Consider the following 21207-nt stretch of genomic DNA (forward strand, 5'->3'; position numbering starts at 1 on the left):
GTCGATGGAAAAATGGAAAAATACAATATATATGAAATACCAGAAAGCCTTGCTTCGGCCGGGAAGGAAAGGCATTTTCCTGTGGGGAGGAATATCTTTCATGTGGATGAAAGGATCACCCATTGCTATCTGATTCTATCGGGAATGGTGAAAATCTATATTGACCATGAAAACGGACGCCGGTCCATCCTTGATTTTGCGGGCAAGGGCGACTGGCTGGGGGAACTTTCCTTATTCCGCCAGGAGGATTATGTCAAAGAAAATAAAGTAATAGAGGATGTGATCTGTCTGGAATTTGAACTGGATCGGTTAAGGCAGATCTGCAAAGAGAAGGCAGAAGTATCTTTTTATTTTGCGTCCTCTATTTCCAATAAGCTGATGGTTAGGAGCTACCGGCTGAGTGAATACTTAAATTATTCATTGGAAAAGAGACTCGCTTCCTTTATTCTTAAATATCAGCAGAATGGGAAATACACCATATCCCATACGGATGTTTCGGAATATATGAATATCAGCTACCGTCACGTACTCTTTGTCATGAAGAAATTTTGTGATGACGGAATTCTAAAAAAGGATAAGGGGTACCGGATTTTGGATCAGGAAAGACTGGAAGAAATCTCTGACGGTTTCGTATCATAAGGGATAAGGGTGATATGAAGGAAACAGTTATAAGGGAACCTGCCTGCCAGGTTCTCTTATTTTGCATTTCAGACCTTTCAGTTATGTATTGTTTCTTTTTCATTTATTCGTTATAATTGGGGATACGAGTTTAAGCAGAGGAAAGAGAAAAGAGGAAGAAAAAAGGTTGGGAATCAGATATATGGAAGCAAAAGGTCCTGACAGCAGAGGGGAAACAGGTGTGATTTCCTTTGGTGATGGAAGCACATGTTCTTACAGGATCATAAAATCAGACAGGCGTACCATGGCCCTGCAGGTCACGAAAGCTGGAGAGGTTATCGTTAGGCTTCCCAGGCGTCTTCCCTTTAAGGCAGGGCATGAGCTGGCGCAGAAGAACAGAGACTGGGTCTTTGCACAGGTGGAAAAGATCCGAATAGCGTCAGAGAGAAGGACGGATTTTCATTGGACGGAAGGAGTATCTGTACTTCTTTACGGAAACAGCCGGCTTCTTCATATGAAGTACGATCATAAGAAAAAAGCTTTTTGTGTAGAGGATACAAAGGAGGGGCTGGTGGTTTCCGGTCCGTTTACGTCCTATGAGGAGAAAGAGCAGGAAGCAGCCGTTAAAGAGGCGGTGAAGCTTTGGTACAGGCGGGAAGCCAGAGGATATCTGGAGGAAAAAGCAGCCAGCTGGTCTGCATTCATGAATGTCGACTATGGGAAAATTGCAATACGGGATCAGGCGACCCGGTGGGGAAGCTGCAGCGCCAGTGGGAATTTAAATTTTAACTGGAGGCTTGTGCTTCTTCCGGAAGAACTGGCTGATTATGTGGTGGTGCATGAACTGGCACATCGCATTCAAATGAACCATTCCAATGCATTTTGGGAGATTGTGGAAAGAGAATTACCGGATTACCGGTTAAGGAGGAGAGAACTAAAGCGTTATGAAGGTGAAATTTATCAGAAATATTAAAATTAAAACAAAGCTCCTGCTTTTAGGAGGAATCAGCATCATAGGACTGATTTTTATGGGAACAGAATCTGTAATTACAGCCAGGCAGATCAACGAAGCAAGTACAGAAATTTCCCAGTCCTGGGTGCCGGCCATCATCATAGCCGAGGAACTGAATACCAGGACATCAGACTATCGCATTAAGGAATATAACCATGCAATTACCGGTGACAACAAGGAAATGGACCGTCTGGAGGAAGAAATGGCTCAGATCCGGGAAGATATTGCCCGCGGATTTTCGGATTATAAGCTTTATATCACCAACGAATCGGACAGGAAGCTTATGGAGGCGGCGGAAGGGGATTGGAATAAGTATCTGGAGTACAGCGACCGCCTGCTAGTCATAAGCCGTCAAAACCATGCTCAGGAAGCTTTTAATATGATCATAGGGGATTCCAGACAGCTATTTGATGATGCTAGCAACGGACTTTTAAAGGTAGCGGATTTTAACCGCAAGGGAGCCGAGGCGGCCAGCATTCAAGGAGATAATCTTTATGATCAGCTTGCGAAAATGAAAATCATAACCATCTGCCTGATCAGCGGGATCATATCCCTCCTGGTGATTTATATCATAATTGCCATTGATAAGCCCGTGAAGGCCCTTGTAGAAGGGACCAGAAGAGTTGCCAACGGAGATCTTGAAGTATACCTTCCCTACTGTTCCAATGACGAGATCGGAGTTCTGACATATTCCGTAAACCAGCTGATTAAGCGGCTTAAGTATATTATCGATGATGAGAAATATCTGTTCCGGGAGATCGGAAGTGAAAATTTTGAAGTGAAATCTACCTGTGAGCATGCATACCGCGGTGATTTTGCACCCATTCTCTATTCCATTACCAGCTTAATGAGCCGGCTTGATGCGGCGAAAAAGCGAAAGGAAAGGGGAACAGAAGACTTAACAGCAGAAAACGAAAAGGAAGAACTGGCCAAAAGAGCCGTTTGCAGGGAGATAACGAAACATGGCAGAAGAGAAATGGATGCTTCAGACAAAAAGGGCTGATTTTGAAGAGATGGCAAGATGCTACCGCATCACTCCGGTGACTGCGAGAATCATAAGGAACCGGAATGTGATGGGGCATGAAGCGGTGGAGAAATACTTGTACGGCGGGTTAAAGGATCTATATAGCCCTCACCTTCTTAAGGATATGGACCGGACCGTGGCGATCCTTAAGGAAAAGACAGAACAGTTAAGGCCTATAAGGATCGTAGGGGATTACGACATAGACGGAGTCTGCTCCACTTATCTTTTGTACCAGGCCTTGTCCCAGGTGGGAGCTGTGGTGGACTATGAGATCCCGGACCGGTTAAAGGATGGATATGGAATCAATGAATCCATTATCCGGGCAGCGGCAGCAGATGGCATTGATACCATACTTACCTGTGATAACGGAATCGCCGCAGTGGGACAGATCAGGCTTGCAAAGGAGCTGGGACTTACGGTTCTTATCACGGACCACCATGATATTATGAAGGAGGATGGTAAGGAGATTCTGCCTCCCGCAGATGCGGTGGTTAACCCAAAACAGGAGGAGTGCCAGTATCCTTTTCCTGATATCTGCGGGGGATTGGTAGCTTATAAGCTGGTTCAGGCCCTTTATGAGGAATTTCATGTGCCTTTGGAGAAGTGGCTTGAGATGGTGGAATTCGCTGCCATTGCAACCGTGGGCGATGTGATGAAGCTTCAGGATGAGAACCGGATCATTGTTAAGGAAGGGCTTAAACGGATCGGCCAGACAAAGAGCCTGGGTCTCTTAAAGCTCATTGAAAGGAACGATCTGGACAAGGACCAGATAACAGCCTATCAGATCGGGTTTGTAATCGGCCCCTGCTTAAATGCGGGAGGCCGCCTACAGACGGCCAAGCTGGCCTTATCCCTGCTTCTTAGCCGGGAGGAGGATGAAGCGGATCAGATGGCCCTGGAATTAAAAGCACTGAATGACCAGCGAAAGACCATGACAAAACAGGGGACCATTGAGGCAGTGGAACAGGTGGAAGCCCTTTATGGAGAGGATAAAGTTCTGGTGGTATATTTACCGGAGTGTCATGAATCCCTGGCAGGGATCATTGCCGGACGGCTTCGGGAGTATTTCCAGAAACCTGCTTTTGTCCTGACGGATGGGGAGGAGTGTGTCAAAGGCTCCGGCCGTTCCATTGAAACTTACCATATGTTTGACGCCCTGGTAGAGGTGAAAGAGCTGCTATTAAAATTTGGTGGTCATCCCATGGCAGCCGGCTTATCCCTTCTGAAGGAACATGTGGATGAATTCAGGAAATGTTTAAATGAACAGGCAAGGCTGACGGAAGAGGATTTCATACGAAAGGTATGGATCGATGTTCCCATGCCACTGGAGTACATAGATGAGCCTTTGATCGATGAGCTGGAGCTCTTAGAGCCATTTGGCCAGGGCAATGAAAAGCCTTTGTTTGCCCAAAAAGGTCTTTATATCCGAAGTGTCCGTATTTTGGGCAAGAACAGAAATGTTGTGAAGTTTTCTCTTGCTACGGACCAGGGGACGCCAATGGATGCCATGCTGTTTGCTGACGGAGATTCTTTTTTGGAAGAGCTGGGAGACAGCCGGGTCTTAGATGTAATCTATTATCCTGCTGTAAATGAATATAACGGGAATAAGAATCTGCAGATTGTAATAAGGAATTATAAGATTCCAAAGAGTCTATAGAAGAGAAAGTATAGATGAAATACCTTGCAAAAAGATTCACTATGAATTAAACTTGTGACAGGAAGTGCAATATTCAGCCGCAGAATTCTAATACGAACCTGTGGTGATTAAATAAACATAAGGAAAGGCGAGGGAATAGACATGGTAAATGAGGTTATGAAATTTATCACAGGCTATGATAAGGAAGTGGGAGAGGCCATTGAAAAGGAGTGTGCAAGACAGAGAAGAAATCTGGAATTGATTGCATCGGAAAATATTGTTTCAGAACCGGTTATGATGGCAATGGGAACAGTGCTAACCAACAAGTATGCAGAAGGTTACCCGGGAAAGCGTTATTATGGCGGCTGTGAGGATGTGGATATTGTTGAGACCATTGCAATAGAGCGTGCAAAAAAGCTGTTTGGCTGTGATTATGCCAACGTCCAGCCTCATTCCGGGGCTCAGGCCAACATGGCGGTTTTTCTTGCCATGCTGCAGCCTGGGGATACGGTTATGGGCATGAATTTAAACCATGGCGGTCACTTAACCCATGGAAGCCCTGTTAATTTTTCCGGTTTGTATTTTAATATTATCCCTTACGGCGTAGATGATGAAGGCTTTCTTGATTATGATGAGATGGAAAGGCTTGCCATTTTACACAAACCAAAATTAATCGTTGCGGGTGCCAGTGCCTACGGAAGAGCCATTGACTTTAAGAGATTCCGGGAGGCTGCTGACAAGGCGGGCGCTTATCTTATGGTAGATATGGCACATATTGCAGGCCTTGTTGCGGCAGGAGTTCATGAGAGTCCTATCCCTTATGCAGATGTAGTGACAACGACCACGCATAAGACTCTCCGTGGACCGAGAGGCGGAATGATTTTAGCTAATCAGGAAGCTGCGGATAAATTTAACTTCAATAAGGCTATTTTCCCAGGAACCCAGGGAGGTCCTTTGGAGCATGTAATCGCCGGTAAGGCCGTCTGCTTTGGGGAAGCCTTAAAGCCTGAGTTTAAGACTTATCAGGAGCAGGTGGTGAAAAATGCGAAGGCTCTGGCTGCTGCCCTGATCAAGCAGGGATTCAACATCCTGACAGGCGGTACAGATAATCATCTGATGCTGATCGACTTAAGAGGAATGGAGGTAACCGGAAAGGAACTGCAGAACCGCTGTGATGAGGTTTATATTACTCTAAACAAAAATGCAGTGCCAAACGATCCAAGAAGCCCATTTGTGACTTCCGGTGTCCGCGTGGGAACTCCGGCTGTTACCTCAAGAGGTTTAAAGGAAGAGGATATGGAAAAAATCGCAGAGTGCATCTGGTTGGCTGCTACGGATTTTGAAAGTAAAGCTGATTACATTAGAGGTGAAGTAACAAAGATCTGTGAGAAATATCCGCTGTATGAATAAAGGAATATAAGAGAGGCTGCCATGAGAGAATTTACATCGGATTTTAATCTGATAAGAACTCTTTCATGGCAGCCTTTTCGTATTTTTAACGATTATTTAATACTCCATAAGTAACAAATATATTATACTATAACGGGTTGAGCGTATTGAACCTTCTCAGCCTGATAAATAGAATAACTACTAATTCGGATTACACAAAGGAGAAACTATGGAAATAACCACCATCCTGGGAGTTATAGTAGGCGTTGTCGCCGTTGTCGGCGCCATGATTTTTAAGCACATTGAATTTTCAGTCCTTATTAACCCAGCAGCTTTTTTTGTTATTATTGTCGGAACTATCGCTACAATTTTGAATTCATTTCCAGGGCAGAATATTAAATCTATCGGATCGCTGTTTAAGGTTCTTTTTACAAAACAAAAAGGATCTTCTGAAGCGGAAATGATTGAATTAATGTATGATCTATCAAAACAAGCCCGCTCAGAGGGGCTTTTGTCCCTGGAAGCCAAGGCAGAAGAACTTCAGGACCCATTTTTAAAAAAGGGTATTCGTTTGCTTGTTGACGGTGCCGGGGAAGAACTGATCGAAGAGATTTTAGAAACTGAAATTTCTGCAATGGAAAAGAGACATGAAATCAATGCCAGTATTTTTTCATCGGCAGGTACATATGCCCCTACCCTGGGTGTTTTGGGTGCAGTATTTGGGTTAATCGCTGCGATGTCATCAATTAACGATACAGAACGTATGGCCGAAGCAATTGCTGCGGCGTTTATTGCAACGATTCTTGGTATTTTCACCGGATACGTGTTATGGAACCCATTTGCAAAAAAGCTTAAAGTAAAAAGCCAGCAGGAAGTAATGGCGAAAGAAATTATTATAAAAGGTGTGCTATCCATGCAACATGGTGATTCCCCCTTTATACTCAGGGAAAAGCTGCTTGCCGCTCTTCCGAAATCCAAGCAGAAAAAATTATCTGAGCAGGACCCGACGTCTGATCAGGGTAAAAAGGGATAAGGTGATCACGTATGTCAAAAGAGAGAGAGCATGTACGCCAGGAAGAAGAAGCAGGCGAAGCATGGCTTCTGCCATATTCGGATTTAATGACTTTGCTGCTGGCAGTTTTTATTGTACTTTTTGCTGTCAGTAAGATCGATTCCGAAAAAGCGCAGCAAATTTCCGAACAGTTTGCAGGAGCCATGATGGATAAAAGCTATGCTGCCGGGGTGGCATCGGGAGCTGGTTCCGGTGGAACCGGAGCACCGGCAGGCGGTCCGTTAAATATTGAGACACAAAGCGAGCTGGAGAGCTTTTTGGGAGAGTATGAACTCAAAAAGCTGGAACATTTAAAGACCGAACTTGATACAAAACTACATAATCAAGGCATGGATCAATCGGTATCAACCATGATTGATATGCGGGGTCTTGTAATCAGACTAAATAATACCATATTCTTTGACTCTGGAAGTGCGGAAATTAAGAAACAAAGTGAGGATACGTTGGTTGAAGTTGCAGGCTTACTGAATACGATTGATAATTATATACGTGTTGAGGGCCATACTGATAACGTTCCTATCAAACGCAGCAACTATCCTTCTAACTGGGAATTATCTACTGCAAGAGCTGTCAATGTTGTAAAGATTTTTATTAATAAATGTAATTTTTCGCCAGACAAGCTAATTGCTGTCGGTTATGGTGAGTTTAAACCTGTGGCAGACAATAATACACCGGAAGGAAGAGCGAAAAACAGGCGTATTGATGTCATTGTACTAAGTTCAAAATACGATAATCTGGAAGAACAGCTAGTGAAATAAATATTTCAATAATATGAAAAACTGCGCGGCATTTATGCCGCGCAGTTTTTTAGGAGGAAATTAAATTTTGCTGCAGTTATGCCTGGTTCTTGAAAGATTCGCAGTCAGTGCATTCCTTTTTTGTAGGATTCTGTTCATGAGTTCCCACTTTAATTCTCTCCAGCGTGCAATAATCTTCGCTTTTTGCATGATAAGCGCAATTATCGATGGAGCATTCGATACATTCGTTCTTTCCGTTTACTAACATGGGTAAACCCTCCTTGATTGATTATTACATCTATATTGTGGTCAAAATCAGCTGAATTATTATGGCAATTTTTTCTTTGGAAGGCCTGTGTTATATTTCCGTTAAACAAAAAGTTAATCAAAAAAATTTTTTGTGTTATTCTCTTTTTCGTCAAAACAGAACAAAATTCGCTGTCAACTATATATGGAGGTGTAGTAATGGATAATTCAAAGCAATATGATCTTATTTACCAACTAGACGGCAGACCACCGTTAAAAGTTGTGGTTCCCCTTGGTCTCCAGCATGTTATGGCAATGTTTGTTGGTAACCTGGCTCCAATTTTTATCCTGACCGGCGCTATGAGCACACAGGATGCACCATTTCCTCCGGAATTACGGATTATGATGATTCAGTGCGCCATGTTTGTATCCGGACTTGCCACCCTTCTTCAGCTTTACCCGCTGAAATTGGGAATCATTCAGGTAGATGCGCGCCTTCCAATCGTTATGGGAACAGCATTTGCATTCGTTCCTACTATGCAGGGACTTGGGGCAAAGCTGCTGGCTGAACAAGTCGCTTTATAAAGATGGTATTAAAGGAAGGCTTAGATGACATAAACAGCCTGATCCTTGCCATTACGCTCGGTCTTGGTTTTGGTGTGGGGAATTTAGCAGATTCAGTTAAGGAAAACTTCCCTGCGGCTCTCCGTTTTATCTTTGCGGAGCCAGTGGCTGCAGTCTGTATCGTAAGTGTTCTGGCTTGTATCTTTTTAAGGCCGCAGGGATCCAAAAAAACCACAGAGAAATAAGCTGCATTCCAACAATTATTATATAAAGAAAAGACCCTGTCCGACAGATAAGCCGGCCGGGTCTTGTTCTGTTTATAGATCATACAGGCTGTTGGAGCCGGGAGGGAGATGTGATATACTGTTAAAAAAGGGAGGGATAAGGATGAAGAAAAAAATCGTGATCACAGGATCCGGGGGCTTCCTTGGAGGAAGAATAGCAGCATATTATGAAAGAGATTATAATGTGATCCGTGTGGGCCACAGGAACTTAGATATTACGGATGAAGAGGCGGTAGGGGAATATATAAAGGATCATAATCCTGATGTAGTGATCCATTGCGCTGCAATATCAAACACCAGGGTATGCGAGGAGAACCGGTTGCTTTCTGAAGCGGTGAACTTAAGGGGATCCGTCAACATGGCCAAAGCATGCAGGGAAAATGGCAGCAGGTTGCTTTTTATGAGCTCGGATCAGGTCTATGGGGGCAGCAGACAAAAAGGACCGAATAAGGAAACGGATGAGGTCCCTCTTATCAATATTTATGGAGCCCACAAAAAGCAGGCGGAGGATAAGATTCTGGAGATTTTGCCTGAGGCAGTCTGCCTTCGACTTTCATGGATGTATGATTTCCCGGTCAGAGGCCTTAAAAGCAACTCAAACCTGCTTACCAATCTGTTAAGTTCCATGGTACAGAACCGCCCCATAAGGCTTTCGGCTTCCGATTTCCGCGGCATTACCTGGGTACAGGAGGTTGTGAAAAATTTAGAGCCGGCTATGGAACTGCCTGGCGGAGTTTATAATTTTGGCGGTGAAAGCACCCTTTCGGCTTATGAAATAGGAAGCAGAGTCTTTCGGATGCTTGATAAAAACGGGAATAGAGGAAGCCTTGTGGTCCCGGATGAAACTGGGGCCGGAGACAATCCCAGAAACTTAACCATGGATTTAGGAAAGCTTAAGTCCCATGGGATCAGTTTTTCTGAAACAGTGGAAGGATTTTCCAGGTGCCTTGAAACAAGTCCTGAATATGTTTATGCCTTAATAGGAGAATCTATTGTCGAATTTTGACGAATTTAATAAAAAACCTTTAAAGCCATTGTCAAAACCGGAAGGAGTATGATATACTCTTTTCGGTTTTTCTAATATATAATACATATTTTATAAGCGAAACTAATAAGTAAAACAGTGCTTTACTGATAGGTAGGGAATAACGGCTAGCGGACAACGATGAGAGCTTGGGAGCCAGGAGGACAGTTCTAATGATACGATTTAAAAATTATGTAAAAGCAGAAAATCTGGAGGAGGCCTTTGCGCTGAATCAGAAAAAGAGCAGTGTCATAGGCGGAGGCATGATGTGGCTGAAGGTACAGAGCCGGGTGAGGATGACTCTGGTGGACTTATCCGGGCTGGGGCTTGATGGGATTGAGGAAAGGGAAGACGAGTTTTCTATCGGTGCTATGTGTACCCTGCGCCAGCTGGAAACCCATGAAGGGCTGAATGCACGCTTTAACGGCATTTTTAAAGAGTGCACCCGTTCGATTGTAGGAGTCCAGTTCCGCAACGGTGCGACCATAGGCGGAAGCGTGTTCGGCCGGTTTGGATTCTCTGATATCATTACCTGCCTTCTGGCCCTTGATACCTATGTGGAACTGTACAAGGGAGGCCTGGTTCCATTGGAAGAGTTTTGCCGGATGAAGAGTGACAGGGATATCCTGATCCGTATCCGTATAAAAAAGGATGGAAGAAGAGCAGCCTATGCATCCCAGCGCATATCAAAGACGGATTTTCCTGTGATCGCCTGCTGTGCGTCCAGAAAGTCTGGGAAGCTCTATGTCTCGGTAGGAGCAAGACCGGCAAAGGCGGAGCTTGTTGTACTTGATGAAACTCAGGATTGTTTAAGAGAAGAACTTGCCAAAAGGGCATCAGAAGGCTTTACCTACGGTACCAATATGAGGGGAAGCGGGGCTTATCGGAAGCATTTGGCTGAAATATATATAAAAAGGCTTTTAGAAGCGCTGGATCAGGAGGAACGGTAAATGGAGATCGAATTTACACTGAATGGAAAAATGAAGTATGAGGAAATCGCAGATGATACCACCTTATTCCAGCTTCTTAGAAGGAAGGGCTGCTACAGCGTGAAATGTGGGTGTGAAACGGAAAACTGCGGGCTTTGTACGGTGCTTGTCAATGGAAAATCAAGATTATCCTGTTCTTTATTAGCTGCCAGGGCAAATGGCTGCGAGGTGGTAACCTTAGAAGGCGTGGAAAAGGAAGCGAAAGCGTTTGGATCCTATCTTGCGGCAGAAGGAGCAGAGCAGTGCGGGTTCTGCAGCCCAGGGCTTATTATGAATGTGCTGGCAATGGAAAGGGAAGAAATCTGTGATGATCAGGGGATAAAAGAGTACCTGGCCGGGAATTTATGCCGGTGCAGCGGATATATGGGACAGCTTCGGGCCATAAAGAATTATTTAAGCAGAGGAGAAAAAAGGGATGAATTATAAAATGCGTACGGTAAATACTTCTGTGAAAAAGAAGGATGCCATGGCCCTTGTGACCGGAAAGCCTGTATATACTGATGACCTGGCTCCCGGAGACTGCCTCATCGTTAAGGTCTTAAGAAGCCCTCATGCCCATGCGCTGATCAAGGAGATCCACAAGGAAAAGGCAGAAAAGGTGGCTGGAATCGCTTGTATCCTGACCTATAAGGATGTTCCCCAGAAGAGATTTACCATGGCGGGGCAGTCCTATCCGGAGCCAAGCCCCTATGACAGGCTGATCCTGGACCAGAGGATGCGCTTTGTTGGGGATGCGGCGGTCATTGTAGCCGGAGAGACGGAAGATGCAGTGGACCATGCCCTGCGCCTTTTAAAGGTGGAATATGAGGTTTTGGAACCGGTACTGGATTTTAAGCAGGCAAAGGATCATCCGGTGTTAATCCATCCGGAGGAGGACTGGCTGAGCCTCTGCCCGGTAGGTGCGGATAATAAAAGAAATTTATGTGCTACAGGCGGTGAAGAGCATGGAAATGTTGATGAGGTATTAAAGCAGTGTGAATATGTGGTGGAACAGGTTTACCATACGAAGGCGAACCAGCAGGCAATGATGGAGACCTTCCGGGCCTATTCTTATCTGGATACTTATGGGCGTCTCAATATGGTGGCATCCACACAGGTCACCTTCCATGTGAGGAGAATCCTGGCTCATGCCCTGGATATTCCAAAATCCCGGATCCGCGTGATCAAGCCAAGGATCGGCGGCGGCTTCGGTGCAAAGCAGACGGTGGTGGCTGAGGTATATCCGGCAATCGTGACAATGAAGACCGGCAGACCGGCTAAAATGATCTACAGCCGGTATGAGTCTCAGATCGCCTCTTCTCCCCGCCATGAGATGGAAGTCCATGTACGGGTGGGAGCGGATAAGAATGGGATCCTGCAGGCAATTGATGTATATACTCTGTCAAATACAGGAGCTTACGGGGAACATGGCCCTACTACAGTAGGATTATCCGGCCATAAGTCCATTCCCCTGTACCGGACGCCGAAAGCCTTCCGTTTTGCATATGATGTTGTTTATACAAACTGCATGTCATCAGGTGCTTACAGGGGATATGGAGCGACCCAGGGAATATTTGCGGTGGAATCTGCGGTTAATGAGCTGGCAGAAAAGATGGGAATGGATTCTGTAAAATTAAGGGAATTAAACATGGTAAAGGAAGGCGATATCATGCCTGCCTACTATGGGGAAATCTTAAACAGCTGTGCCTTAGACCGGTGTATGGCCCGCGCCAAGGAGATGATCCGCTGGGATGAGAAGTATCCCAGGGTTGATATGGGAAATGGAAAGGTGCGGGGCGTTGGCGTAGCCATGGCCATGCAGGGATCCAGCATTTCCGGCGTTGATGTGGCTTCTGTGGAGCTGCGCCTGAATGATGATGGTTTTTACACCCTTATGATCGGTGCTTCCGACATGGGAACGGGCTGTGATACCACCCTGGCCCAGGTGGCGGCTGATTGCCTGGAATGTGATCTTGATGAGATTGCGGTCCATGGAACGGATACGGATGTTTCCCCCTATGATTCCGGTTCTTATGCTTCCAGTACCATGTACTTAACCGGAATGGCTGTGGTAAAGGCCTGTGGAGAAATGCGGGAAAAGATCATAAGAAAAGGTGCCCAGTATCTTGACTGTCCGGAGGATTCACTGGAATTTGACGGAAAGAGGGTCTACCAGCTTTCAGGAGAGCTGGAAATATCCTTAAAAGATATTGGAAACAAGGTCATGTGCTTTAATGAAGATATGCTCACTGCAGGTGCCTGCCATACCTCTCCCGTATCACCCCCTCCTTTTATGGTGGGAATGGCTGAGGTTGAAGTGGATCAGGAGACCGGTGAGGTAGAGCTTTTGGACTATGTGGCAGTTGTGGACTGCGGAACGACCATTAATCCAAATCTGGCCAGGATCCAGACTGAGGGCGGTATCGCCCAGGGCATAGGCATGGCTATGTATGAAGATATTACCTATTCTTCCAAGGGACAGATGCTGCAGAATTCCTTCATGCAGTACAAGCTTCCCACCAGGCAGGATGTGGGCGATATCCGGGTGGAATTTGAAAGCAGCTATGAGCCTACAGGGCCTTTTGGAGCCAAGTCCATTGGGGAGATCGTGATCAATACGCCTTCTCCTGCCATTGCAGATGCAGTCGCCAATGCAGTAGGGGCGAGAGTGAGGGAATTGCCTGTTACGGCAGAAAAGGTGTACTGGGGGATGAAGCGGTAATAGTAAATGATCAGTGCCTGGCCCTTACCATGGCTTGAATAAAAGAGGAATAAAAGAAAAAACGCCGGAAGTCTGGATTCCGGCGCTTTTTTTGTTCCCCTTCTTTTTTCTGAACATATAAGTGATGTCTGTTGATAAAAACAATCATGTTGTGATATAAACAGGTGATTGCATTGAGTATAACAAGGGTGTATGATTGGGAAAGAGAAAGGAGGGAGGGATCTATGGAAGCTTTGATAAGGGCGGAAAAAATCTGCAAGGATTATGATGCAGGTGAGGTCAAGGTCCAAGCTTTAAAGCATGTATCGTTCGAGATTCTCCGAGGGGAATTTATTGTGATTCTGGGGCCCAGCGGGTCTGGGAAAAGCACACTTTTGAATATATTGGGGGGAATTGAAACGGTTACCAGCGGAGCTGTTTATTACGATGGTAATCCTCTTTCCTGGGGAGATTTAAAGAGTCTTACGGCCTATCGCCGGGCTCATGCCGGATTTATCTTTCAGTTTTATAATTTGATGCCGGGACTGACTGCACTTGAGAATGTGCAGCTGGCGGCAGAACTTTCCGAGGATCCTCTGGATCCTGAAACGCTGCTTGGGCAGGTGGGACTTTTAGACAGGGCAAGCCATTTTCCAAGCAGGCTGTCAGGAGGACAGCAGCAGAGGGTGGCTATTGCCAGGGCCTTGTGCAAGAATCCTGATATCCTTCTCTGCGACGAGCCCACGGGGGCCTTGGACAGCAGCACAGGAAGCCAGATATTAAAGCTGTTGTCGGATTTTAACAGACAGTATGAAAAGACGGTGCTTCTGATCACCCATAATGAGAACATTGCGGGGATCGCAGACCGGGTTTTTTATTTTAAGGATGGATGTCTGGAAAAGATCCGTGTCAATGAAAGACCCTTAAAGCCGGAGGAGGTGGTCTGGTAGTGAAAAGCTTCCGAAAGAACGTAGTCCGGTGTGCCAGGCAGAATCCAGGATCTTTTCTGGGGGCAGTTTTCATCATTGCCATTGGCATATTTGTCTATGTGGCCATGATGGACACATTGAGAAATTTAGGGGACCAGGTGCAGCATTACTATGACAGCAGCGCCATGGCTGACGTATTTGCCCAGGTTTCAGGAATCTCTGAGGTGGATCTGGAACGGTTAAAGGAGATTCCAGGGATTGAGGAAGTTTCCGGGAAAATGGCCGTTGATGTAAGGCTGTTTGCCCCTTCCCAGACGGAAATCGTAACGGTGCATCTGCTGTCCTACGATTCCTCGGATTCTTTAAACCGGCTGATGTTAAAAGGGACGGGCGGGGGAAAAGACAGCATTTATCTTGGTAACCGGATGGCCGGATTATATGGATACGGAAACGGAACACCTCTCACCCTTATGATTGATGGAAAAAGCGTGAGATGTGAGCTGGCCGGAACCTGTTACGGGCCGGAATACATATATGCCATTCCTCCCGGCGGAGCCATGATTCCCGATGGAGAGATTTACGACATTGCCTGCATAGAAAAAAACAGGATGGAAGAATTAACGGGGAAAAAGGATTCCATGAATGAGCTTGGATTCCGTTTGGCAAAAGGATATACCTATGAGGATGTGCGATATCAGCTGATGGACCGTCTTTCCGGGTATGGTCTGATTTCTCTTTCTTCTAAGGATAATCAGGCAAGCTATAACATGGTAGAGGGAGAGATCCATGAGCTGTATTCCATGGGAACGGTGCTTCCCATCCTGTTTATGTCGATTTCAGTGTTCATGCTTTATGTAGTATTAAAAAAGATGATAGACCGGGATCAAAGCCTGATTGGTACCATGAAATCTTTTGGAATGAGAGATGGGGAGCTGATTTTGGCATACCTTTATCAGGGGGCTGAGGTGGGGGTTTTAGGTGCTTTGGCCGGAAGCGTCCTGGCGGTTCCCTTTGGCCGTTATATGTTTCTGATGTATGTGGACTTTTTCAATCTGCCGGATACGGTTTATCACAGCTACATGAATACAAGGATAAGCGGCATGGGAATTGCGGTGGGAACCGGGCTTCTGGCGGTTTACCTGGGGGTCAGGGGGATCTTAAAGATCACTCCAGCACAGGCCATGAGGGCGAAGACTCCAGCTTCCGCAGGAAATTTAAGACTGCCCGGTTTTCTGGCCTCCAGGCTTGGTGCTATGGAAAAAATGGGCCTGCGCTCTGTGGTGAGGAATCCTTTTCGCGGTTTTTTGATTATTTTGGCCATTGCCTTTCCTTTTTCCATGTCTTCCGTGCTTTTATCCTTTAAAGGGGTAGCGGATCAGATGTATTTTGACCAGTTCAGCAAGGTACAGACCTATGACATACAGATTTCCCTGGACCGCTATGTGTCCCCCGGCCGCGGGGAGTCGGCAGGGGAAGGAATCAGAGGAGTAGGGAAAAGCGAAGCAGTCATACAAAAGGCAGTGGAATTAAAACACGAAAATTTATCGGAATTTGCCTTGATTTACGGATTGAACCGGGGATCTGACATGTGGCGGATTATGGATCTCTACGGCCGGTTTTATGATCCGCCGGAGGATGGGATTATCATAAACAGCAGGATTTCAGAAAAGCTTCATCTGGAGGAAGGGGATGTTATGGAAGTATCTGTTCCTGGCCTGACGGCGGAAGCGGTGAAGGTTCCGGTAAAAGCTGTCATTAAAGAGAGCCTGGGGGGCGGCTGCTATATATCGGCAAAGGGTTTTTCCCGCTTTTTTGATTCTGTTCCAATGGCTGGAACCGTTCTGTTAAAGGTGGAAATGGGCAGGCTTAGCGAGGTCCGGGAAGAGCTTTTAAAAACCAGCCGGGTGACTTGGATGGTGGATACTGGACGCATCACCCAAAGCTACCGGGACATTATGGGCAGCATGATGGCTATGGTCCAGATGTTTTCCTTTATGGCTGTGTCGGCGGGAGGGATCCTCATTTATAATATTTCCATGATTAATATCAGGGAACGGATCTCAGAGCTTGGAACACTGATCATCATGGGAGGAACGGATAAAGAGATCGGAAGGATTCTCCTGTTTGAACAGGTAGTCTACTTCATTCTGGGAATTGCCTTAGGAGTGTTTGGGAGCCTTGGGGTCAAATATCTTGTGGAGCATTTGGTCATTTCGGATTCCTATACCATTGAACTGGCTATACGACCATCCTGCTATGGGATAGCATTTCTTACCTGTCTTGCAATGGCGGGGGTTTCTTTGCTGGCCCAGACGCGGTTTGTAAGAAGGATAAGACTCACGGATATTTTAAAGGAAAGGGAGTAAGCTTATGAAGATCCGAATGGATGGCAGGAAAAAGAAATTATGCTTTTTAGCTGCAGGAATTGTCCTTGCACTGATCATAGGAAATACTGCAGTGAAAAGTTTTAAGGGAGCTCCGGTGCAAACTGCGGCAGCTTCTTATGAAGCGGTAGAAGACCGTTATACAGAGGAAGGGACCATTACGGCAGGAGGAGAGTACCGTCTGGTTTCAGAGGCATCAGGGCCGGTGAAAGAGGTTAAGGTCAGGGAAAATGATGGTGTGAAGGCAGGAGATATCTTATTTACTGTTGATGAAAGGGACCTATTGCAGGAAAAATCCCTTTGTGAAAGCGCACTGGCAGGGTATAAGGCCAAATTGGAGCAGAGCAGGATCGGGCAGGTGATGACATCTTCGCCTCAGGAATATCTGGATTCCATAAGAGCGGAAGTGTCGGCAAAGGAAGCGGATTATCAGGCCGCAAAAACGCTTGTTGACGCTTCCCAGTCCCTGTATTCGTCCGGCAGCATTTCCAGGATCGAATGGGAGAAAGACAGGGCTTCTTATGAATACGCCTCTCTGGCATGGGAGCAGGCAAAGAGCCGGTATGAGGAGAGCCGCCGGTTTTTAGAGAGCTTAAAGGCGGGAGGCATTGATGAAACAACCATTAACGGAAGGTTTTATGATAGCGTGGAGGAGCAGCTAAGGGCCCAGATCAAATCCCAGGAAACAACGATGGAACAATTGGAAGACAAGTTAAAAAAGTGTGTGGTAACTGCAGACAGAGATGGAGTTATCACATCCCTTCCGGTTAAGGATATGTCTTACATACAGGCAGGGGAAACTGCCGTAACCATTAGCGGGCGTGGAAAGATTCAGGCAGAGTCTGACGTGCTTACCAGCATTGCCCCCTATCTTTCCACGGGAGATAAGGTAACAGTGATCCTGCAGCTTAGGAATCAGGATCAAATGTATGGCGGAACCATAAGTCAGGTCTATGACTATGCGGCCAAAGGGACCTCTGCTCTGGGAATGGATGAATACAGGGTGCATGTGAAAATCGATCTGGATGAGAACATGGATCTGGAAGGAAAGGAAGGGTATGGAGCCAACATCCGTTTCACTCTTTATCAGGGAGAACATAAGCTTGTGATCCCTTCAAGCGCTGTTTTCCAGCTGGATGACCAAAATTATGTGTTTGTGATCAATAATGGAAAAGCAGAAAAGCTTCCGGTGGAAGTCGAATACAAGACCTCATCCCAGGCGGTTATAAAGGAAGGCCTGACTGAGGGGCAGAAAGTCATTGATCATGTGGATTCAGAAGAAATTTATGAAGGGGCGAAGGTGTATGCCGGTTCATAATCCTAAGGAATAAAAGGGCGGCAGCATGGAGTCTCCAATGCTGCCGCCCTTTTTATATGGATTTACTTAATCTTATCGTAGCTGGATTCCTTGATGGTTCCGTCGCTGTTGGTCTTATAGTATTTACCGTCGCCATCCTGAATGTTTGTCTTACTCTTTGCAAGCTTTCCGCTTGTTCCGACTAAGTACTCTTTCTCATTGTATTCCACTACTTTATATTTTTCATCTTTGTCAGCTTTGATGAGTCTTCCCTGTACATAGATGCTGTCATCAGTGATGGAGTTATAACCGGCACCCTTGTTGCTTCCAGCCTTACGGAAGTTGTAGGTGTATTTCTCGCCGTCAATATCAATGGTTGTCTTGCCGGTTGCCATAGCGCCTTCCTTAGGAGATGTACCGAAGTAGTAAACCTCTGCTGCATCATCTGCTGCAGGGAAATCGCTTTCAGTTTCGATCTCGTCGTAGGTCGCGATGGTCTTACCTGATTCAAAGGTCAGCTTATAAAGGCCCTGAAGCATTTCACCCTTTTCGTTGAATGCATAGCTTAAGCCGTTAATGGTCTTGATCTGGCTTGTTGTCAGCTGTCCGTTGGTGGAAGCGTAGAACCAGTATTCTGTACCGTCATCATAAGCTTCCTGATCAACCTCTGCACCAGGAACGGTCTTGAACCAGCCTTTTGCAAGCCAGCACTGTTCTGGGAGATTGTAATATTGGTTTGCATTGCTTGCTGTTGAAGCGGATGCCATCTCATACCACTCGGATTCAGCAGCTCCGTTTTCATTGAAACGGTATTTCTGGCCGTTGATGGTTTTGGTGGTATCCTTTACCTTCTTGCCGTTGGTACCGAAATAGAACCAGTAAGCTCCATTAAAATTGTCTTTTTCATTTTCTGAATCTTCTACTTCAATGGATTTCCAGCCATTCGCCTGAGCACCGTCAGAGGAATCGCCTAAGTAATAGGTTCCGTCCTTCCAAGCGTCGTCTCCGGTCTGGCGTGTGGAGTCTTCATTGACCCAGCCAAACAGCATTCTGCCTTCTGAATCAAAGGAATAGTTATGGGACTCTCCGTTAGCAACCTTTATGGATTTAAAGGAGGTCTTGCCGGAAGTAGAAGCTTTAAATGCTTTTCCGTTGCTTCCAAAATAGTACCAGTAAGTATCAGGAGCATCTTCTTCATCCTGGTCGGCAGTAACTTCACGCCATTCATTTGTCACCATGGCTCCTGATGAGTTTACATAATAGTAATTGTCATCGGATTCAATTAAGCTACTGGTAGCCATTTCGCCATCTTCATTCAGATAGAACCAATTGTCTCCAGATTTGCGCCAGGATTCGGTAGTTACGTCTCCATTGGAATCGTAGTATACCCAGGTGTCATTTTCCTGTGACCAACCCTGTGCGGCGAAGGAGGTCATGGATGCACCTATGGTAAAAATCGCTGCAGCGCAGGGAATAAGCCATCTAAGTTTCTGTTTTCTCATGTTTGTTCTCCTTTCATAAGAACCCTTTTTGTTAACTTTGTCAGCAGGTCTTGCTGATGGAATGACTTTAAACCATGGAGTAGGTCTAAGGTCAAGTGATGTAAAAAAGGCGTAAGAATGCGTAAGAAAAGTCGGAGAATTTAAGAAAACTGTAATCTCACCATATTCTGGAAGCTATTCCTGGGTCTGGAAATAGTGAATTGAAATCAGAGATGGCCTGGGCTAAAAAGAGCAGAAAAATAAAAAAAAGAGACAGGAATTCCTATCTCTTATGCAATAATCATACCATAAAATTGACTTTTTTTCAAGTCTTGTTATTTTGCCCAGTCTGGAGTAGACTTTGTATTTATCAGAGGATTGGAGGGTTTTTTATGGATGATGGGAAGTGGCTACAGACTGCAAACGACGGATTTCAGATTGCCAGGGTAAAAGCGGCCAATGATTATACAAAAAGGTTTGGCCTTGTTTTAACGGATGAGGAGGCATCTCTGTTGATCGGGGAGAGGAAAAATGCATTAAAGGAACAGGAACGGGTGGAATTCGGGGAGGGCATCCTTCCGAAACTGATTTTTGCATTTTGCGATTCCCCGTATATTTATCAGGATAATTACGTGGATTCCCTGGGAAGACTTCAGGATATGTTCTACCTATATAAAAATGAATCATTGGATGAAATTACCGATGATGAACTGATCGAATTTATGAAGGACCAGTTTGACGGACCATGCCAGGGCTCTCTTGATCATCTGGAGGACACTGGATTGGAGGCTTTTGCCAGACGCATCCGCTTGGGATTAGATCTGTATGAGGAAGAAGACGATGAGTTTTGAGACGGAAGAGTTAATGCCAATCGTAGCAGAATTAGCAGATAAGTATACGGGAAAGGAAAGTACTTCCATTACCTATGAAAAAGCGAGGCAGCTCATGGAAGCTGTTTTGTACTGTATCCATGAGTACGAAGGAGATGGGGAAAAAGGGCAGGAGCTTCTCTCTATGGATGGGAAGTCTGTGGCAAAAAGGGCCTATAGCCTGGGATATGAGGCGGTTCAAAAGAAAGTGAAGGAAACCCAGATTCTGTATAACAAAATAATACCGGATTTTAAGTATTATGAAAACCGGTGTTATTACGATACGTTTGCCAAAGGAATCTCCTCCTTCTTTTTGTATTATGATCCCCGTTTTCAGCCTCAGAATCATATACTTACGCTGGATTATCCGGTTTTGTATCCAGTGTATACTTTGCAGGGAATTGACGCTATAAGCGCTTTTGTAAAATGTGTCAGTCTGGAACAGGTTTTCCTTGGGAAATTACCGGATGAGTATGTTCTTCATGTGCTGAGGGCCTATTCCCCGGATCAGGGGGAACTGATCATCAACCTTGCAGGAATTGTACTGCGGAATATTCTGGGCTGTCTAATGGCAGGTAAGAGAGTTAACACACAGAGATATACCCCATGGGAACTGGAACGGCTGATAAATTATGTTAACCGAAACAACACGGTTTCATTGGAACAGGAGATGAAGGGACTGGTTGATGAACTGCTTCAGTCCGGGTATGATGGACTGGAAGAATTGGGGGATTATCTAAAGACCGATCTGCATGATTTTTGCTACGAGCTGAGAAATGCAGTGAAGAACCAGTGCGTGAATTCCATTCTGGCCATATAATCAAAAAGCAGAGGGAAACTTTTGAATTTCATGACTCCATAGAAGTTCCTTCATATGCAAAAGAGCAGGCTTGTTGTTCAGTGACCGCCTCCAGAATATAGCCATGCAGGGGCTGTCAATAGAAAGATATGAATCATAGAATGTACGCAAAT

20 protein-coding genes are annotated in these 21207 nt (G+C 45.5%); 18 read left to right on the forward strand and 2 right to left on the reverse strand.

The window, feature by feature from the left end; genetic code table 11:
• The first annotated feature begins 12 nt into the window (after positions 1–12).
• The 7 genes from H171_RS23045 (at position 13) to H171_RS23075 (ending at position 7509) form a co-directional block, all read left to right on the forward strand.
• Positions 13–639, forward strand: coding sequence for a cyclic nucleotide-binding domain-containing protein (locus H171_RS23045; protein WP_100307634.1), 627 nt, complete (start codon positions 13–15; stop codon positions 637–639).
• A 166-nt stretch (positions 640–805) separates the two neighbouring features.
• Positions 806–1591, forward strand: coding sequence for a M48 family metallopeptidase (locus H171_RS23050; protein WP_242977060.1), 786 nt, complete (start codon positions 806–808; stop codon positions 1589–1591).
• Positions 1563–2633 (forward strand): MCP four helix bundle domain-containing protein, encoded by a 1071-nt coding sequence (locus tag H171_RS23055; protein ID WP_100307201.1) that lies wholly within the window; start codon positions 1563–1565, stop codon positions 2631–2633. Before H171_RS23050 ends, H171_RS23055 begins: the two co-directional genes overlap by 29 nt.
• Positions 2593–4311 (forward strand): single-stranded-DNA-specific exonuclease RecJ, encoded by a 1719-nt coding sequence (gene recJ, locus H171_RS23060; protein WP_100307202.1) that lies wholly within the window; start codon positions 2593–2595, stop codon positions 4309–4311. Before H171_RS23055 ends, recJ begins: the two co-directional genes overlap by 41 nt.
• A 141-nt stretch (positions 4312–4452) precedes the next feature.
• Positions 4453–5700, forward strand: a complete 1248-nt coding sequence (glyA, locus tag H171_RS23065; RefSeq protein WP_100307203.1) for a serine hydroxymethyltransferase — start codon at positions 4453–4455, stop codon at positions 5698–5700.
• A gap of 208 nt (positions 5701–5908) precedes the next feature.
• Positions 5909–6712 (forward strand): flagellar motor stator protein MotA, encoded by an 804-nt coding sequence (gene motA, locus H171_RS23070; protein ID WP_100307204.1) that lies wholly within the window; start codon positions 5909–5911, stop codon positions 6710–6712.
• An 11-nt stretch (positions 6713–6723) separates the two neighbouring features.
• Positions 6724–7509 (forward strand): OmpA/MotB family protein, encoded by a 786-nt coding sequence (locus tag H171_RS23075; protein WP_100307205.1) that lies wholly within the window; start codon positions 6724–6726, stop codon positions 7507–7509.
• Between the two features lie 76 nt (positions 7510–7585).
• Here H171_RS23075 and H171_RS23080 read toward each other — a convergent pair whose 3' ends face one another.
• Entirely contained in the window at positions 7586–7756 is a 171-nt protein-coding gene (locus H171_RS23080; RefSeq protein WP_100042944.1) for a DUF1540 domain-containing protein, read from the reverse strand.
• Between the two features lie 197 nt (positions 7757–7953).
• On the opposite strand from H171_RS23080, the gene H171_RS23085 reads away from it, so the two are divergent.
• The 9 genes from H171_RS23085 (at position 7954) to H171_RS23125 (ending at position 17906) form a co-directional block, all read left to right on the forward strand.
• Complete coding sequence (locus H171_RS23085) at positions 7954–8319, forward strand: solute carrier family 23 protein (RefSeq protein WP_100307206.1); 366 nt, start codon at positions 7954–7956, stop codon at positions 8317–8319.
• A 2-nt stretch (positions 8320–8321) separates the two neighbouring features.
• On the forward strand, positions 8322–8543 hold the full coding sequence (locus H171_RS23090; protein ID WP_100307207.1) for a hypothetical protein: 222 nt from the start codon (positions 8322–8324) through the stop codon (positions 8541–8543).
• 142 nt (positions 8544–8685) lie between these two features.
• Positions 8686–9588 carry an SDR family oxidoreductase gene (locus tag H171_RS23095; protein WP_100307208.1) on the forward strand — a complete coding sequence of 301 codons (903 nt, stop codon included), beginning with the start codon at positions 8686–8688 and terminating at the stop codon, positions 9586–9588.
• Between the two features lie 191 nt (positions 9589–9779).
• The gene (locus tag H171_RS23100) at positions 9780–10556 is read left to right on the forward strand and encodes an FAD binding domain-containing protein (protein ID WP_100307209.1); all 777 of its coding nucleotides are present in this window, start codon (positions 9780–9782) and stop codon (positions 10554–10556) included.
• Positions 10557–11021 carry a (2Fe-2S)-binding protein gene (locus H171_RS23105; RefSeq protein WP_100307210.1) on the forward strand — a complete coding sequence of 155 codons (465 nt, stop codon included), beginning with the start codon at positions 10557–10559 and terminating at the stop codon, positions 11019–11021. It begins immediately after the preceding gene.
• A gap of 1 nt (position 11022) precedes the next feature.
• A complete protein-coding gene (locus H171_RS23110; protein WP_100307636.1) occupies positions 11023–13296 on the forward strand; it encodes a xanthine dehydrogenase family protein molybdopterin-binding subunit in 2274 nt (757 codons plus the stop codon).
• Between the two features lie 224 nt (positions 13297–13520).
• Entirely contained in the window at positions 13521–14225 is a 705-nt protein-coding gene (locus H171_RS23115) for an ABC transporter ATP-binding protein (protein ID WP_100307211.1), read from the forward strand.
• The gene (locus tag H171_RS23120) at positions 14225–16570 is read left to right on the forward strand and encodes an ABC transporter permease (RefSeq protein WP_100307212.1); all 2346 of its coding nucleotides are present in this window, start codon (positions 14225–14227) and stop codon (positions 16568–16570) included. Before H171_RS23115 ends, H171_RS23120 begins: the two co-directional genes overlap by 1 nt.
• Positions 16571–16574: 4 nt before the next feature.
• Positions 16575–17906 carry an efflux RND transporter periplasmic adaptor subunit gene (locus H171_RS23125; RefSeq protein WP_100307213.1) on the forward strand — a complete coding sequence of 444 codons (1332 nt, stop codon included), beginning with the start codon at positions 16575–16577 and terminating at the stop codon, positions 17904–17906.
• Between the two features lie 62 nt (positions 17907–17968).
• On the opposite strand, the gene H171_RS23130 is transcribed toward H171_RS23125, so the two are convergent.
• On the reverse strand, positions 17969–19387 hold the full coding sequence (locus H171_RS23130; RefSeq protein ID WP_100307214.1) for a cell wall-binding protein: 1419 nt from the start codon (positions 19385–19387) through the stop codon (positions 17969–17971).
• A gap of 371 nt (positions 19388–19758) precedes the next feature.
• Between H171_RS23130 and H171_RS23135 the strand changes: the two genes are divergently transcribed.
• Both H171_RS23135 and H171_RS23140 read left to right on the forward strand, forming a co-directional pair.
• Positions 19759–20217 (forward strand): DUF6323 family protein, encoded by a 459-nt coding sequence (locus tag H171_RS23135; RefSeq protein ID WP_100307215.1) that lies wholly within the window; start codon positions 19759–19761, stop codon positions 20215–20217.
• Entirely contained in the window at positions 20207–21055 is an 849-nt protein-coding gene (locus H171_RS23140; RefSeq protein WP_100307216.1) for a DUF6179 domain-containing protein, read from the forward strand. Before H171_RS23135 ends, H171_RS23140 begins: the two co-directional genes overlap by 11 nt.
• The last annotated feature ends 152 nt before the right edge of the window (positions 21056–21207 follow it).

Origin of the sequence: [Clostridium] celerecrescens 18A (assembly GCF_002797975.1) — a bacterium.
Taxonomy (GTDB): Bacteria; Bacillota; Clostridia; order Lachnospirales; family Lachnospiraceae; genus Lacrimispora; species Lacrimispora celerecrescens.

Coding starts and splice junctions, on each gene's coding strand:
- H171_RS23045 (WP_100307634.1), top strand. CDS start 13: ATGGAAAAATACAATATATATGAAATACCAGAAAGCCTTGCTTCGGCC.
- H171_RS23055 (WP_100307201.1), top strand. CDS start 1,563: ATGAAGGTGAAATTTATCAGAAATATTAAAATTAAAACAAAGCTCCTG.
- recJ (WP_100307202.1), top strand. CDS start 2,593: ATGGCAGAAGAGAAATGGATGCTTCAGACAAAAAGGGCTGATTTTGAA.
- glyA (WP_100307203.1), top strand. CDS start 4,453: ATGGTAAATGAGGTTATGAAATTTATCACAGGCTATGATAAGGAAGTG.
- motA (WP_100307204.1), top strand. CDS start 5,909: ATGGAAATAACCACCATCCTGGGAGTTATAGTAGGCGTTGTCGCCGTT.
- H171_RS23075 (WP_100307205.1), top strand. CDS start 6,724: ATGTCAAAAGAGAGAGAGCATGTACGCCAGGAAGAAGAAGCAGGCGAA.
- H171_RS23080 (WP_100042944.1), bottom strand. CDS start 7,756: ATGTTAGTAAACGGAAAGAACGAATGTATCGAATGCTCCATCGATAAT.
- H171_RS23085 (WP_100307206.1), top strand. CDS start 7,954: ATGGATAATTCAAAGCAATATGATCTTATTTACCAACTAGACGGCAGA.
- H171_RS23090 (WP_100307207.1), top strand. CDS start 8,322: ATGGTATTAAAGGAAGGCTTAGATGACATAAACAGCCTGATCCTTGCC.
- H171_RS23095 (WP_100307208.1), top strand. CDS start 8,686: ATGAAGAAAAAAATCGTGATCACAGGATCCGGGGGCTTCCTTGGAGGA.
- H171_RS23100 (WP_100307209.1), top strand. CDS start 9,780: ATGATACGATTTAAAAATTATGTAAAAGCAGAAAATCTGGAGGAGGCC.
- H171_RS23105 (WP_100307210.1), top strand. CDS start 10,557: ATGGAGATCGAATTTACACTGAATGGAAAAATGAAGTATGAGGAAATC.
- H171_RS23110 (WP_100307636.1), top strand. CDS start 11,023: ATGCGTACGGTAAATACTTCTGTGAAAAAGAAGGATGCCATGGCCCTT.
- H171_RS23115 (WP_100307211.1), top strand. CDS start 13,521: ATGGAAGCTTTGATAAGGGCGGAAAAAATCTGCAAGGATTATGATGCA.
- H171_RS23125 (WP_100307213.1), top strand. CDS start 16,575: ATGAAGATCCGAATGGATGGCAGGAAAAAGAAATTATGCTTTTTAGCT.
- H171_RS23130 (WP_100307214.1), bottom strand. CDS start 19,387: ATGAGAAAACAGAAACTTAGATGGCTTATTCCCTGCGCTGCAGCGATT.
- H171_RS23135 (WP_100307215.1), top strand. CDS start 19,759: ATGGATGATGGGAAGTGGCTACAGACTGCAAACGACGGATTTCAGATT.
- H171_RS23140 (WP_100307216.1), top strand. CDS start 20,207: ATGAGTTTTGAGACGGAAGAGTTAATGCCAATCGTAGCAGAATTAGCA.